This window comes from Klenkia terrae (assembly GCF_037083865.1).
Lineage (GTDB): Bacteria > Actinomycetota > Actinomycetes > Mycobacteriales > Geodermatophilaceae > Klenkia > Klenkia terrae.
The window spans coordinates 63,107-76,905 of record NZ_JBAPLV010000009.1 but is presented as its reverse complement, the minus strand read 5'-3'; the positions used below and the strand labels follow the sequence as shown (position 1 = coordinate 76,905).

Annotated in this window: 12 protein-coding genes; 4 read left to right on the top strand and 8 right to left on the bottom strand. The window is 70.4% G+C overall.

Annotated features, from left to right (window positions below; genetic code table 11):
• The first annotated feature begins 173 nt into the window (after positions 1-173).
• Positions 174-473, top strand: a complete 300-nt coding sequence (locus tag UXQ13_RS10125; RefSeq protein WP_225235908.1) for an STAS domain-containing protein — start codon at positions 174-176, stop codon at positions 471-473.
• Between the two features lie 89 nt (positions 474-562).
• Here the strand turns inward: UXQ13_RS10125 and UXQ13_RS10120 are convergent, their stop codons facing one another.
• Complete coding sequence (locus UXQ13_RS10120) at positions 563-1,087, bottom strand: TetR-like C-terminal domain-containing protein (protein WP_263639412.1); 525 nt, start codon at positions 1,085-1,087, stop codon at positions 563-565.
• A gap of 397 nt (positions 1,088-1,484) precedes the next feature.
• On the opposite strand from UXQ13_RS10120, the gene UXQ13_RS10115 reads away from it, so the two are divergent.
• Positions 1,485-2,984, top strand: a complete 1,500-nt coding sequence (locus UXQ13_RS10115; protein WP_336392235.1) for a S8 family serine peptidase — start codon at positions 1,485-1,487, stop codon at positions 2,982-2,984.
• A gap of 167 nt (positions 2,985-3,151) precedes the next feature.
• Entirely contained in the window at positions 3,152-5,734 is a 2,583-nt protein-coding gene (locus UXQ13_RS10110) for a putative bifunctional diguanylate cyclase/phosphodiesterase (protein ID WP_336392234.1), read from the top strand.
• Positions 5,735-6,073: 339 nt separating this feature from the next.
• Here UXQ13_RS10110 and UXQ13_RS10105 read toward each other — a convergent pair whose 3' ends face one another.
• The 6 genes from UXQ13_RS10105 to UXQ13_RS10080 form a co-directional block, all read right to left on the bottom strand.
• Positions 6,074-6,250, bottom strand: coding sequence for a hypothetical protein (locus UXQ13_RS10105; protein ID WP_225235904.1), 177 nt, complete (start codon positions 6,248-6,250; stop codon positions 6,074-6,076).
• The gene (locus UXQ13_RS10100) at positions 6,247-8,442 is read right to left on the bottom strand and encodes a heavy metal translocating P-type ATPase (RefSeq protein ID WP_225235903.1); all 2,196 of its coding nucleotides are present in this window, start codon (positions 8,440-8,442) and stop codon (positions 6,247-6,249) included. Before UXQ13_RS10100 ends, UXQ13_RS10105 begins: the two co-directional genes overlap by 4 nt.
• A 198-nt stretch (positions 8,443-8,640) precedes the next feature.
• On the bottom strand, positions 8,641-9,261 hold the full coding sequence (locus UXQ13_RS10095) for a DUF305 domain-containing protein (RefSeq protein ID WP_225235902.1): 621 nt from the start codon (positions 9,259-9,261) through the stop codon (positions 8,641-8,643).
• Positions 9,262-9,373: 112 nt separating this feature from the next.
• Positions 9,374-9,814: a DUF6153 family protein gene (locus tag UXQ13_RS10090; RefSeq protein ID WP_225235901.1), complete on the bottom strand. Its 441-nt coding sequence runs from the start codon at positions 9,812-9,814 to the stop codon at positions 9,374-9,376.
• A 387-nt stretch (positions 9,815-10,201) separates the two neighbouring features.
• A complete protein-coding gene (locus tag UXQ13_RS10085; protein ID WP_225236116.1) occupies positions 10,202-11,161 on the bottom strand; it encodes a cation diffusion facilitator family transporter in 960 nt (319 codons plus the stop codon).
• Between the two features lie 254 nt (positions 11,162-11,415).
• A complete protein-coding gene (locus UXQ13_RS10080; RefSeq protein ID WP_225235900.1) occupies positions 11,416-11,811 on the bottom strand; it encodes an ArsR/SmtB family transcription factor in 396 nt (131 codons plus the stop codon).
• Between the two features lie 260 nt (positions 11,812-12,071).
• Here UXQ13_RS10080 and UXQ13_RS10075 point away from each other — a divergent pair, with 260 nt between their 5' ends.
• A complete protein-coding gene (locus UXQ13_RS10075; protein ID WP_225235899.1) occupies positions 12,072-12,635 on the top strand; it encodes a recombinase family protein in 564 nt (187 codons plus the stop codon).
• Between the two features lie 691 nt (positions 12,636-13,326).
• On the opposite strand, the gene UXQ13_RS10070 is transcribed toward UXQ13_RS10075, so the two are convergent.
• On the bottom strand, positions 13,327-13,662 hold the full coding sequence (locus UXQ13_RS10070; protein ID WP_225235898.1) for a cupin domain-containing protein: 336 nt from the start codon (positions 13,660-13,662) through the stop codon (positions 13,327-13,329).
• Between the last annotated feature and the right edge of the window lie 137 nt (positions 13,663-13,799).

Genomic DNA, 13,799 nt, shown 5'->3' with positions numbered 1-13,799 from the left:
GGTTGGGCTGATGCCGCGCGGTAGCGCGCCCGCTGGCCGCTGATGGGCGGTGCGACGGATCGCCGGAAGCGGATTCCATGCCTTCTAAGGACTACGTGCACCCCGATGCTGGTCCAGGCGCCGTCGACCGGTTCCCCCATCTCACTGGCCAGGCCTACCTTCAGGTGCGCACCATGCCGGCCAACGGCGACAGCCAGGTGACGGTGGCTGTCGCCGGGGAGATCGACAACGGGTCCGCCCCGGTACTGCAGGCCGCCCTGACAACCCATCTCCGCCCACACGGGCCAGACGTGGTGGTCGACCTGACTGAGGTGTTCTTCCTGAATGTAGCCGGGCTCAGGGTCCTCGCCCGCGCCCACCAGACGGCCCTCGAGGGCGGGCAGCGACTCGTCGTGGTCACCGGGGATCGCCACCGGGCGCCTCGCCGCGCGCTCCAGGCCAGCGGACTGCTTCATCTGCTCACCGCGCACTGAGGCGCAGCCGCCGAAGCTGGGCGTCTCGACGCGTGCTGTGGTCCGGTGTCCGGCGCCGCTGCTTGGACGTCGGCCGCCACCTATCGCTGTCAGGGCAGGTCGGTAGGCAGGAGGGTTGGCCGCGCGAGGGGCAGTAGTACGTCATCGGCCAGTTGCTGCACGGCGGCCTCGGTGAGGGGTGGTTGGGCGGTGCGGTACCGCTCCCACCACAACGCCTGCGCCACCAGGACGAGCACGACCTCCCGGTCGGCGGGTACACGGTGCCGAACCGCCAGGTGATGCAGCCGAGCGGCCAGGGGCACGACGACGGCTCGATGCAGGGCCTCCCGCAGGTCCGGCTCGTGGTGGCAGGTGCCGACCAACGCCGCAGCGGCCTGCTCGGCGGCGCTCAACGGGCGCGTCCACGGCTGCAACACCGCGGTGAGGTCCCCGTGCAGCGTGCCGGTGTCCTCATCGGGATCCACCAGGACCAGCTGGGACAACACATCAGCCATCAGGGCCGCCATCGACGGCCACCGCCGGTAGATGCCCGCCTTCCCAGCACCGGCTCGAGCAGCCAGCGCATCAGCGTTCAGCCGGTTCCACCCGTCCTGGGCCACGATGTCCACGGCCACAGCCATCAGCCGTGCGCTCAGCTGGGCGTCCCGAGGACGACCAGGCGGGGACCGCCGGATGAACGGGGTACCTCGCTCGGCAGGTGTCACTCCACGATCATGCTGGTTCCTGGACGTCGGTGGCACGGGTACGAACGCGGACCGTGGGGATCGAAAACCCCCGTATGCGGATCTACGAATTCCGTCTCAAAACATGGTCCGGAACCCGTCGTCAGCGAGATGGTCAGTGCAGGTCACGCCCAATGGGGTGAGCTAGGGCCGCTAGGTGGTGACACGGAGCGCACCTGACTCCTTACTCAACGTGAGACCAGTCAAGACTAGGCGGTCGACCAGGTGCAACAGGGAGCAGGAGCAGATGGCAACGAGGGCACGATGGGCGGGGGCCCGCCTGTCGGCGGTGGTCGCCGCATCGGCGGTGCTCGTCGGCAGCGTCGGGCTGACGTCGGCCCACGCCGCGGTCAGCCCGACGCTGGGCTACGACGCCCAGGCGGACAAGGGATCGCTGTACAACATCGCGGGCGTCGTCGGCGCGCTGGACGCCTACCGGCTCGGGATCACCGGCCGCGGTGTCGGCGTCGCGCTCATCGACACCGGGGTGACCCGGGTCGCCGGGCTGAACTCCGGGAACGTCGTGAACGGACCTGACTTGTCCTTCGACAGCCAGGACCCGGCCACGTCAAACGTCGACGGCTTCGGCCACGGCACCCACCTGGCCAGCATCATCGCCGGTCGCACCGCGGTCGGGACCCCGGCCAGCTACACCGACCCGGCCCGGTTCACCGGGATCGCGCCCGATGCGAACCTGGTCAACGTCAAGGTCGGCTCGGCCAACGGCGACGTGGACGTCAGCCAGGTCATCGCCGGCATTAACTGGGTCGTCGAGCACCGCAGGGACGAGGGGCTCAACATCCGGGTCATCAACCTGTCCTACGGGACCGATTCCGTGCAGCCCAGCCAGGTCGACCCACTGGCCTACGCGGTCGAGCAGGCCTGGCTCAACGGGATCGTCGTCGTGGTCGCCGGCGGCAACGAGGGCGACAGCACGACGAACCTGGCCAACCCGGCCTCCGACCCGCACGTGCTGGCGGTGGGCGCGATGGACTCCGCGGGCACCGTCGCGACCGCCGATGACACCGTGCCCTCCTGGTCCACCGACGGCACCGACGCCCGGCACGTGGACGTCACCGCCCCGGGGGTCTCCGTCCTCGGGCTGCGGTCGCCCGCCAGCGCTGCGGACACGCAGAACCCGGGCGCCCGGGTGGGGACCCAGTTCCTGCGTGGTTCGGGGACGTCCCAGGCTGCCGCGGTGGTCAGCGGCGAGGCCGCCTTGCTGCTGCAGGCCATGCCGAACCTGACTCCCGACCAGGTCAAGCAGATCCTCATGGGGTCGGCGAGCGGGCTCAACAACGTGTCCGCCCGCATGGAGGGTTCGGGGACCACCGACCTCCGCCAGGCACTGAGGTCAGTGCCGCGCACCGTCGTCGACCCGGCACCGTGGGGCACCGGGACCGGGTCGCTCGAGGCCTCGCGGGGCAGCTTCCACATCGTGGTGGGGGACGGAACCGCGGAGGAGACCACGTTGCTCGGTGAGGTCGATGTGTTCGGCCGGGCCTGGAACGCCGTGCAGTGGGCCCGGGACACCCAGAAAGGCAAGACCTGGCGGGACGGCGCCTGGATGGGCAACACCCTGACCGCCCGGGGCTGGACCAACACCGGTGAGGCGCACAAGAGCTGGCCGACAGCCACCTGGACCAGCGCCGGTGCCGTACTGGCCGACGGGGAGTGGGCCGGGCGCATGTGGCGGGACGGCGAGTGGGCCGGCCGCATGTGGCGCGACAGCGCGTGGAGCGGCCGCATGTGGCGCAGCGGCGGGTTCTCCAGCGCCGGGTGGTTCTGAGGTGAGCCGCATGTGGTCCACCCCGCGTCCGCCCAGGACGCCGCCGGTGCCCCGTCCGCGGACGCCGCGGGGATGACCCGACGAGGGGCCCCGACGGGGTGAGGTGCAGCGGGGCGCGGCTCAAGGCCGCGCCCCGCTCTGCCGTTCCACCCTCCGTGGACACGACCATGGCCGGGCCCCTCCCGGCCCCGCCCCGGCTCCGGCGGGTCGTGGTCGACCCCCGGTCGGTGCTGGTCGCCGGCATGGCCGTGGCCATGGCGGGTATGGCGGTGACCCTCGGTCTCCCCCTCACCCAGGACCCCGCCCTCGACGGCACGGTGCTACTGCCCTGGTGGTTGCTGGCTGGGCTGTTCGCCGCCACCGAGGCGTGCGTCATGCACATCCAGACCGGCCGCGAGGCCCAGACAGTCTCGGTGAGCGAGCTCGTGGTGGTCCTCGGGCTGTTCTATGCAGCACCCGCCGACCTAGTCGCCGGCAACCTCCTCGGGTCCGCGGTCATCCTGCTGGTCCACCGCCGGTCGTCGGTCCTCAAGACGCTATGGAACTTGGCTTCACTCAGCCTGCAGATGGTCGTGGCCGTCGGCATCTTCCGGTTCCTCAACGACGTCGGCAACGCCACCCACTGGCTGGCATGGGTCGCGGCCTGCGCGGGCTGCCTGGTCGCCAACCGGGTCAGCGTGCTGGCCGTTGCCGGGGTCATGGCGATCTACGACGGGAGGCCGCCGCTCACTCCGCTGCTGCGCGAGGTGGCCACCGGCGACCTGGCCTCGCCTGTGGTCGTCACCCTTGGCCTCATCGCCGCGACCAGTCTGGCCGCCACCCCGGCCGCCGTCGTCCTGCTCCTGGTAATGGGCGCCGGCCTGCTCATCGGCTACCGGGCCTACGCGGCGCTGTCCGACCGGCACTTGAGCCTGGAACGGCTGTACCGCTTCACCCAGGCGATCTCGAGCTCCCCCGAGGTCGACGAGGTTCTCAGCAGCGTCCTAGCCGAGGCGAGGGACCTGCTGCACGCCGAGCACGCCGAGGCCGTCTTCGTCGGCGCCGAGGGCGGGGCCCTGGCCCGCGTCCGGCTCGGCGCCACCGGTCGGTTGACCCGGTCGGAGGGCCTTCCCGGCGCGGTCGACCAGTGGCTGCTGGACCAGGTCATGGAGGAGGGTGCGTCCCTGACGCTGGCCCGGGGGACCCGGGACGCCGACGAGCGTTCCTGGCTTGAGGTCCACGGGGCCCGCGACGCCGTCGCCGTCCCGCTGCGCAGCGGGGCCGGCGTGCTCGGGGTCATCGTCGTCACTAACCGGCTGGGCGAGGTCCGCACCTTCGAGGACGGTGACGTCCTCATGCTCGAGACCGTGGCCACCCACGCCAACGTGGCGCTGCAGAACGGAGAGCTCATCTCCCAGCTCCGCCACGACGCGCTGCACGACGCCCTCACCGGCCTGCCCAACCGAGCCCTGCTGCAGCGGAGGTTGGCCTCGTTGCTGAGCGACGGGGACCCCGGCCGGATCCCCGCCGGGGCCGTGGTCATCCTGGACCTCAACGGGTTCAAGGACGTGAACGACACCCTTGGCCACCACCAGGGCGACCTGCTGCTGGTGGAGGTCGGGGTCCGGCTGCGCGACTGCGTCGGCGCCGACGGCCTCGTGGTCCGGCTCGGCGGCGACGAGTTCGCCGTGCTGCTGGATGGCGCCGACGAGGAAACCGCCCTGGAGGTCGGCCGCCGCATCCTGGGACAGCTGCGGACCCCCGTGCTCCTTGACGGCGTCGAGGTCGAGGTCAGCGGCTCGCTGGGGATTGCCCTATCCCCCCAGCACGCCACCGACCCGGCAACGCTGCTCAAGCGCGCCGACGTGGCCATGTACGAGGCCAAGCGCACCGGGGAAGGCCTGCGGCTATACGAGGCGCACCTGGACCCCAACGACGTCAACCGCCTGGCGCTGGTCGCCGAGCTGCGGACCGCGCTCACCACCGAGGACATCCAGGTGCACGTCCAACCCCAGGCGCACACCGACGACGGCCGCGTGCGCAGCGTCGAGGCCCTGGTCCGGTGGAACCACCCAACTCGCGGCCGCATCTCGCCCGACGAGTTCATCCCGGTCGCCGAGCGCAGCGGACTGATCGGCGCCCTCACCACCCTGGTCCTCGACGCCTCCCTGGCCGCCGTCGCTCAGTGGCGGCGCAGCGGTCAGGACCTGTCCATCGCCGTCAACCTGTCCAGCCGGAGCCTGCTGGACCCTGGTTTGGTCGACGAGGTCGCCCAGCTACTGCAGTACCACGACGTGCCGCCCGCCGCGCTCACGCTCGAGGTGACGGAGGGCTCGGTCATGGCCGACCCGACGCGGGCGATCAGCCTGCTGCGCGAGCTCCGGGCGCTGGGCGTGCGGCTCTCCGTCGACGACTTCGGCACGGGCTACTCCTCGCTGTCCTACCTGCAGCGCCTGCCCATCGACGAGGTCAAGATCGACAAAAGCTTCGTCACCGACATGCTCCACCGGCCCGGCGACACCTCCATCGTCCGCGCGATCACCGACCTGGGCCGCAACCTTGGCCTGAACGTCGTCGCCGAGGGCGTGGAGGACCAGAAGACCTGGGACGCGCTCGCCGAGCTTGGCGTCCACGTCGTCCAGGGTTGGCACCTCGCCCGGCCCATGTCGGTCCAAGCCCTGCTGCCGTGGCTGCGCGAGCGCCGCACCCAGGCAAAGGACGCCCCCACCCCTACGCCCCCCGCGCCCGTCGACCTCGGAACGCCTGCCTGACGTTCCGAGCGGCCCGGTCCTCCTGCACTTCGCCACCGATGCCCACCGGGCGACGCTAGACCCACGGTGAACGGTCGTTCTTCAACGTCGGTTCATGGAGCACGTATCACCGGATTTGTTCCGAGTCGTGTCCTTAATTCTCGCCGCAGGCCAGCACATCGAGACCAAATGCGTGCAGCCCACAAACCCCCGTATACGGATCGACGAATTGCGGCCCACAACTCGTTCCGAAAGACGCCGGGATGCAGGCTTGATGTTGGCCGGGCCCGCAGCCTGAGTGATCACCGCCATCGCGGGGATGAGCCCACTCCGGGACAATCTGTTGGAGTCGAGCGAGTTTTAGGCGTGTAGCCGGAAGAGCCCGCGCACGAAGGCCCGCAGCCCGGTCGGGCGCTCGTGCGCTACCTCTTCATCTGCTTGGGCCTCGCCTGCGATGGCGTCGTGGTCAGGTGCCTTGCTCGCATCGCCGCGTGGCTTGAGGGTGCCCTGGTTGCGGTACTCGCTGGGAGTGGTCACGCCTTGACCTCGTTCCGGTGGGCCGACGCCGTAGAGGCGCCGGGATCTGGGCGGTGGTGGTCTGGCCCTGTGGGCCCGGGTCGGAGGTCGAGGCGTCGCAGCAGTTGGGCGTTGAGGGCGACGACGATGGTGGAGGCCGACATCAGCAGCGCGCCGATGGACATGGGCATGACGAACCCGATGGGGGCCAGGACTCCGGCGGCCAGCGGCACGGAGATCAGGTTGTAGCCGGCGCCCCAGGCCAGGTTCTGCACGCTCTTGCGGTAGGTCGCGGCCGACAGGTCGATCACCGACACCACAGAGCGTGGGTCTGCTGAGGCCAGCACGATGCCGGCGGAAGCGATCGCGACGTCGGTGCCCGCACCGATGGCGATACCGACGTCTGCCTGGGCCAGGGCGGGGGCATCGTTGACGCCGTCACCGACCATCGCAACCCGTCGTCCCTCGGCCTGCAGGTCGGCGACGGTGGCGGACTTGTCCTCGGGGCGGACGCCGGCGAAGAACCGGTCGATGCCCAGCTGGGCGGCCACGGTGCCGGCGACGGCTTCGGCGTCACCGGTGATCATGACGACCTGGGCTCCGCGGTCGCGGAGCTGGTCTACCGCCGCGCGGGATTCGGGTCGGATCTCGTCGGCCAGGGCGAGGGCGCCGATCACCACTCGGTCGACCAGGACGTGCAGGATGATCGCCCCTTGCTGGCGCCATTGGTCGGCGACCGGGAGCTCGGCCGCGCCGACCTGGGCGAGCAGCCCGGGTCCGCCGACGGCGACGGTGCGGCCCTCGACGGTGGCCTGCACGCCGATGGCGGGGGAGGAGGTGAAGTCCGCGGCGGCGGGGACGGTGAGGCCGCGGTCGGCGGCGGCACGGACGATGGCTTGGGCCAGGGGGTGTTCGGAGTCGGTCTCGGCGGCCGCGGCCAACGCGAGTACCCGGTCGGCGTCGAAGGTCTCCCCGGGGTCGGTGGTGGGGTGGTCTGCGGTGTGGATGTCGGTGAGGGTGGGTCGGCCGACGGTGAGGGTGCCGGTCTTGTCGAACAGGACGGTGTCCACGGTGCGCATGGCCTCCATCTGCACCCGGTCCTTGATCAGCACCCCGGCGCGGGCGGCGCGTTCGGTGCCGATGGAGATGACCAGCGGGATCGCCAGCCCGAGGGCGTGCGGGCAGGCGATGACCAGCACGGTGATGGTCCGGATGACTGCATCCTGCGGTGCGCCGATGGTCGACCACACGATGGCGGTGAGGATCCCGGCGCCCAGGGCGAACCAGAACAGCCAGCCCGCCGCGGTGTCGGCCAGCCGCTGCGCGCGGGACCCTGAGGCCTGGGCGTCGGCGACGAGCTTGCCGATGCCGGCCAGGGTGGTGTCCTCACCGGTGGCGGTGACCTGGACGCGGAGCCCGGAGTCGGTGGCCACGGTGCCGGCGACGACCGGGTCCCCGACGCTGCGGGTGACGGTCGCGGACTCCCCGGTGATCATCGATTCGTCCACCGCGGCTGAGCCGTCGGTGACCTGCCCGTCGGCGGGGATCCGGCCACCGGGCCGGACGACGACGACGTCTCCGACCTGAAGGTCGGCCGGTGCGACGGTGACGATCTGGCCGTCTTGGACGCGTTCGGCCTCATCGGGCAGCAGCGCGGCCAGGGAGTCCAGTGCCGAGGACGTCTGGGCAAGCGACCGCATCTCCACCCAGTGGCCCAGCAGCATGATGACCACCAGCAGGGCCAGCTCCCACCAGAAGTCCAACCCGTGGGGCACCAGCCCCAGCGTCGAGGCCCACGACGACGCGAACGCCACCGTGATCGCCAGGGCGACCAGCAGCATCATCCCGGGCTTGCGGGAGGTGATCTCGTCCACGGCGCCGGTGAGGAACGGCCGCCCGCCCCACAGGTAGATGACCGTCCCCAGCACCGGGGACACCCACGACAAGCCGGCGACGTCGGGGAGCTGGTAGCCCAGGATCGAGGCGAACATGCCTGAGGCGGCCACCGTCGGCACCGCCAGCAGTAGGTTCCACCAGAACAGCCGCCGGAACATCGCCACGTGCCCGCCGTGGCCCCCGTGGCCCCCGTGGCCGCCGTGGCCGCCGTGCCCGCCGTGTCCGTTCGCGTGCTGCGTGGGTGGATGGTCGTCGAGCTGGTGCTGGGAGGTGCTGGCGGCCTGGGTGATCGTCGAGTGGTGCTCGTTGCGCGACATGATGTCCTCCATACCCCCGGGGGGTACCCGGATAGGGGCTTCTTGATACCACCGGGGGGTACCCGCGGCCAAGGGTGTCGTCGAAGAAACCGGGCCGGTCGGGCCCGGGGAGGCGCAGCGGTGCGCGCCCGGTGATCACCGAATGGCGCCAGGGAGGAGGCGCAGGTGTGATGCCTGCGCCTCCCCGCCGGCTGCGTGTTACTGGGTGGCCAGGCTCTCCAGGAGCTGTTCCATCTCGGTGATCTCGGTGCCCTGGGAGGACTTGATGTCCTGGGCCAAGGCGATCGCCGCGGGGTCCTCGCCGTTGTCGATCTCGGTCTGGGCCATGCCCACAGCGCCGGTGTGGTGCTCGAGCATCATCTGCAGCCACATGCGGTCGAACTCCACACCGCTGGCGGCCTCCAGGGAGGACATGTCCTCCGCGCTCATCATCCCGCCCATGGCCGAGTGGTCCATGCCGGGCATGGCGCTGGCGGCGCTGTCGGCGCCCCAGGTCTCCAGCCAGCCGTTCAGGGTGTCGATCTCCGGCCCCTGGGCGGCCTGGATGCGGGCGGCCAGGTCGGCGACGTCGGGGTCGGTGGAGCGGTCGGCGACCAGGTCGGCCATCTCCACCGCCTGCTCGTGGTGCGGGATCATCCCTTGGGCGAACTCGACGTCGGCGTCGTTGAACGTCGCGTCGGCCGGGACCGACGTCGAGGACTCCGACGTGGCGGTGTCTGAGCCACCGGAGCAGGCCGACAGGGCCACCGAGCCGGCGATCAGGGCACCGACGAGTGCAGTACTACGAGGCGAGCGGAGGAACGTGGGGTCGCTGAACACAGGAACTCCTGAAGGGTGCGACGCCCGGGCGTGGCCAGGGCGCGAAGGATGAGGGCAGGGCGAGCACTCGACGCGGGGCCCCGACAGGGGCACCGGTGTCAGGTGGTTCGGCCTAGACCCTCAGCACGCACAAGCGACTGAGTTCAGGGGTAGGTGCGCAGGCTGCAGCGCGGTCGACGACGACTCGCACGTGCCCAGCCGCTCGGGTGTAGACCGTCCCGAGTCGACGTCGGGACAGCCACACGGCCAAGGCGGCCAAGACGGCACCAACACCGCCGGCTAGCACCGCCAGGCACACCATCAGCGCGTGCGCTGCGGAGCTGTGCCCACCGGTCTGATCGGTGGAGTGGGCAGCGTCCATGTCCGACATCGCCGCACCCGCGACGACCAGCCCCACGACGGAGCCTGCAGCCGCGGTGGGCGAGTGAACGGTGGCCGTCGAGGTGTGGGTCGAGGTGCCGGTCATGGCCGAGTCAGCAGCAGCGCAACTGAGGCCATGCATCGAGAACACCGCAGCCAGCAGCAGCAGCGTCCACAGCAGGCGAGCCCGCATGACACCTCCACCACTGAACCGGGATACCCCACCAGGGTAGGCAGATGACCGCCCTACCGCGTCACGACCACCAATCAAATCCAGGCCAGAACGCTCGACCTCAGTGTGGCCGGCTTCGGCGAACCCAGCAGTTTGCACCGTTGCTGGGCCCGACTGCGCCGGCACGGTCCCGGGGGCCCGGCGCACGAGGACCGAGGTGGTCGGCTGTCCGTGAGGAGCTACGGCGGTCTGACGGTGACGCCGGCTGGGCCCGACGAGCACCGCGCGTCGAGCTCTGGTGCGCACACGACTGTCAGGCCTAGCGTGACGTCGCGGACCGTCCCCGACCCCCCGTGCGGGGACGGCCCGCGCCACCCCTCCCCGTTCCCGTCCCGCCGAGCGGCCGTTCTAGGCCCCGTTGTGGTGGGCGAGTGCGTGGTGTGGGTCGCCGTGGGTGCTGGCCGGGCTGACGTGCACGGTGGCATCGACGAGTTTGGGGACGTCGTGCAGGAGTCGGTGGTGAACGTCGACGGCGATGTCGTGGCCGGCGGTGACCGACAGATGGGGGTCGACGGTCACGGCGGCCTCGGCCCGGATGCGGTGTCCGGTCCAGCGAACCCGGAGCCGTTCGACGTCCAGGACGCCCGGGGTGGCGCGGATGGTGGCCTCGGCGGTGTCCAGGACCTCGGGTTCCACGGCATCCATCAGGCGCCGGTAGACGTCGCGGGCTGCGTTCTTGAGCACCAGCAGGATCGCCACGGTGATGCCCAGCCCGACGATAGGGTCGGCCAGCGGGAACCCGGCCAGCACGCCCACGGCACCCAGGACAACGGCCAGGGAAGTGAAGCCGTCGGTGCGGGCGTGCAGGCCGTCGGCGACCAGCGCCGCTGACCCGATCCGTCGCCCGATGCGGATGCGATACAGCGCGACCAGTTCATTGCCGGCGGCGCCGATGAGCCCCGCGGCGATGACCACACCGACGTTGGTGATGGGCTGGGGGTCCAGTAGTCGGCGAATGGACTCATAACCGGCCAGCACGGCAGACAGCGCAATCATCGCGACGATGAACACCCCGGCGAGGTCCTCGGCCCGGTCGTAGCCGTAGGTGTACCGCCGCGATGCCGCCCGCCGGCCGAGCAGGAACGCGATCCACAGCGGCACAGCGGTCATCGCGTCGGAGAAGTTGTGCACGGTGTCGGCCAGCAGCGCCACCGAGCCGGTGAACCACACGACGACGGCCTGAGCGACCGCGGTCAGCAGCAGGACGACGAGGCTGATCTTCAGGGCGCGGATCCCCTCGGCGCTGGATTCCAGGGCGGAGTCGACGGAGTCGGCCGAGTCGTGGCTGTGCGGGCGGAAGATGCCCATCACGAAGCCCTTGAGCCCGGTCGGGTGGTCATGGCCGAGCTCCCCGTGCGGGTGGTCGTGCCCGTGTCCGTCCGAGCCACCGCCGTGCGGGTGACCGTGATCGTCAGCGTTGTGCGGGTGCTCTGGGCTCCTGCCGTGGTCTGGCGCGTGGGAGTGGTCGTGCGGGTCATCGTGGGGCCCGTGGTCGTGCGGGCTGGCCGCCTCGAGGCCGGTGGGCTCTTCGGCGCCGTCATTGCGGTACTCGCTGGGTGTGGTCACGGGGCCACCTCGCCCCGGTGGGTCGGGAGTGCGGTGAGGCCGGTGTTGGGGCGGTGGTGGTCGGGGACCGCGGCGGTGGCGTGGTCGGCGTTGTAGACCGCGTCGGTAACCAGCTGGGCGATGTGGTCGTTCTCCAGCCGGTAGTACACCGACGTGCCCTCCCGGCGGGTCTGCACCAAGCGGGTCATCCGCAGCTTGGCCAAGTGCTGGGACACCGACGCCGGGGTCTTCCCGACGTGGTCGGCCAGCTCGTTGACCGACAGCTCCCGGTCGATCAGCGCCCACAGCAGCTGGATACGGGTGGCGTCGGACAGCATCCGGAACACCTCGACCGCCAGGTCGACCTGCTCGACCGGCAGAACCGCTCGATGACCTCCGTTATCCGCATGCATACGCAAAGAGTAGAGGAAGAGAGTCCGGTCGAGCTACATGCTGAGGCGGGCGATCCCTAGGGGCGGCCCGCCTGCGGACTTTGTTGCGCCTGCGGCCCAGAAACCCCCGTTTGTGACACGACAGCGGACGAGTCGGCTGCCGGTCACGAAACGCCAGGTCGCCCGTCCTGCAGCCAGGACCGAAACCCGTTCCGAAATCAACGGCCCACAAACCCACCCTCGCAGTGTTTTGAATCGACAGCTCGGCTAGCGTCGCCGGCATGACGGTCGTCGGGTACGCGCGGGTGTCCACGCTCGAGCAGGACCCAGCCCTGCAGCACGACGCGCTCACTGCGGCCGGCGCCGTGAAGGTGTTCACGGACTTCGCCTCTGGTGCCACCGCCCAGCGACCTCAGCTAACTGTTTGCCTGGAATACCTAAGATCTGGCGACACCCTCGCGGTATGGCGCATCGATCGGCTCGGTCGGTCGGTGGAGGACCTGACCCGGATCGTCAACGACCTGGCCGAGCGCGACGTTCAGTTCCGGTCGACCACCGAGGCCATCGACACCACCACCGTGGGCGGTGAGCTCGTCTTCCACGTCTTCGCCGCCGTCGCGCAGATGGAGCGCCGGCTCATCCGCGAACGCACAGTGGCCGGCCTCGCCGCGGCGCGAGCTCGCGGCCGAAAGGGTGGCCGGCCCAGCGTCATGACTGACCAGCGCCGAGCAGCGGCGATCGCCATGCGCGCCCAGGGGCTGACCCTCAACGAGATTGCAGCCTCGCTGGGGGTTGGACGCTCGTCGGTCGTCCGCGCCCTCGCTGAGCCGGTCAGCTCCTCCTGACCGGCCGCTGCCGAGAGGTCGTAGAGGTGTCCCGTATGACGACCTTTAGTGGGCTGCACATCCGCATGAAGGCCGCCGCACCGCAAGCCCTGATCGACGCCCGATGAGCCGGCCCGGCACCAGCAGCCCGAAGAGCACGCCGTGCACGCGCTGACCGTCTGGCCCGGTACCGCGGACAGCTTGGCCTGCCCGAGCCCGACGAGCAGGAGGGCAGCGTCCTGGTCGATGAACTCGCAGTCAACCTGTGCGGCACCGACGTGCAGATTGTCTCAAGGATACGGCTCTACCCGCCCCGCCCAGGCAGGAGCTGCTGATCCCCGGCCACGAGAACCCGGGGGCGTGTCCACTCCGCCCCGGACAGCTGCGGTCTGACGCTGGGCGACCTGGTCGTCGGCACCGTCCACCGCCCAGACCCCGTTGCTGTCCCGCGTGCACCGTCGGCCAGTGGGACATGTGTGGCATCCGGGCATGGCACGGTGGCAACGGTCGGTCGTCCAAGGTGCCGTAGCGGTGACGGTGGCCATCTGACGCTGCAGCCGGCGCAGGCGTTCCTCAGCCATCTCGACGTCGAAAAGTGCGACATCGGCGCGGTTGAGCGCCTCGACAGTCGCGCGTTCGGTGCTGGCTTGGGTCGGTTGCATCGAGCTTTTTCATCCAAGTCAATGCTGACGTGCCGATGGCACGAAAGGCATCACCTACGGGAGACAGCCACGGTCAGAAGAATGACTGAATCCTCGACCGCAGTGAGGGAGTGCCGTGCGCTTGGGACGGTGATGAGGTCGCCGGGGCTGCCATTCCAGTCTTCCTCGCCGGCGGTCAATTGGACCCGGCCCTGCAGGACGTGCACGGTGGCCTCGCCGGGGTTTTCGTGCTCGGCGAGCACTTGCCCCGCCGTCATGGCAATGATGGTCTGCCGAAGCACATGTTCATGCCCGCCGTAGACAGTGTGTGCGCTCCGACCGTTGGTGCTTCGGCCGGCCGCCTCAAGGTGCTCACGGGCCAGAGCGGTCAGCGACGCCTTCCTCATCGCAGGATTGCCTCGACGGCGCGCGGGTGGTCACGCAGGTCGTCGGCCACGTGGCCGCCCTCGTACTCCCGTATGGCCACGGTGCGTGGATCGTATCCAGTCGGGCGCGATGTGGGGGCCGGGGGCGCCGAAACGTG

Coding starts and splice junctions, on each gene's coding strand:
- UXQ13_RS10125 (WP_225235908.1), top strand. CDS start 174: ATGCCGGCCAACGGCGACAGCCAGGTGACGGTGGCTGTCGCCGGGGAG.
- UXQ13_RS10110 (WP_336392234.1), top strand. CDS start 3,152: ATGGCCGGGCCCCTCCCGGCCCCGCCCCGGCTCCGGCGGGTCGTGGTC.
- UXQ13_RS10100 (WP_225235903.1), bottom strand. CDS start 8,442: ATGTCGCGCAACGAGCACCACTCGACGATCACCCAGGCCGCCAGCACC.
- UXQ13_RS10090 (WP_225235901.1), bottom strand. CDS start 9,814: ATGCGGGCTCGCCTGCTGTGGACGCTGCTGCTGCTGGCTGCGGTGTTC.
- UXQ13_RS10085 (WP_225236116.1), bottom strand. CDS start 11,161: ATGGGCATCTTCCGCCCGCACAGCCACGACTCGGCCGACTCCGTCGAC.
- UXQ13_RS10080 (WP_225235900.1), bottom strand. CDS start 11,811: ATGCATGCGGATAACGGAGGTCATCGAGCGGTTCTGCCGGTCGAGCAG.
- UXQ13_RS10075 (WP_225235899.1), top strand. CDS start 12,072: ATGACGGTCGTCGGGTACGCGCGGGTGTCCACGCTCGAGCAGGACCCA.
- UXQ13_RS10070 (WP_225235898.1), bottom strand. CDS start 13,662: ATGAGGAAGGCGTCGCTGACCGCTCTGGCCCGTGAGCACCTTGAGGCG.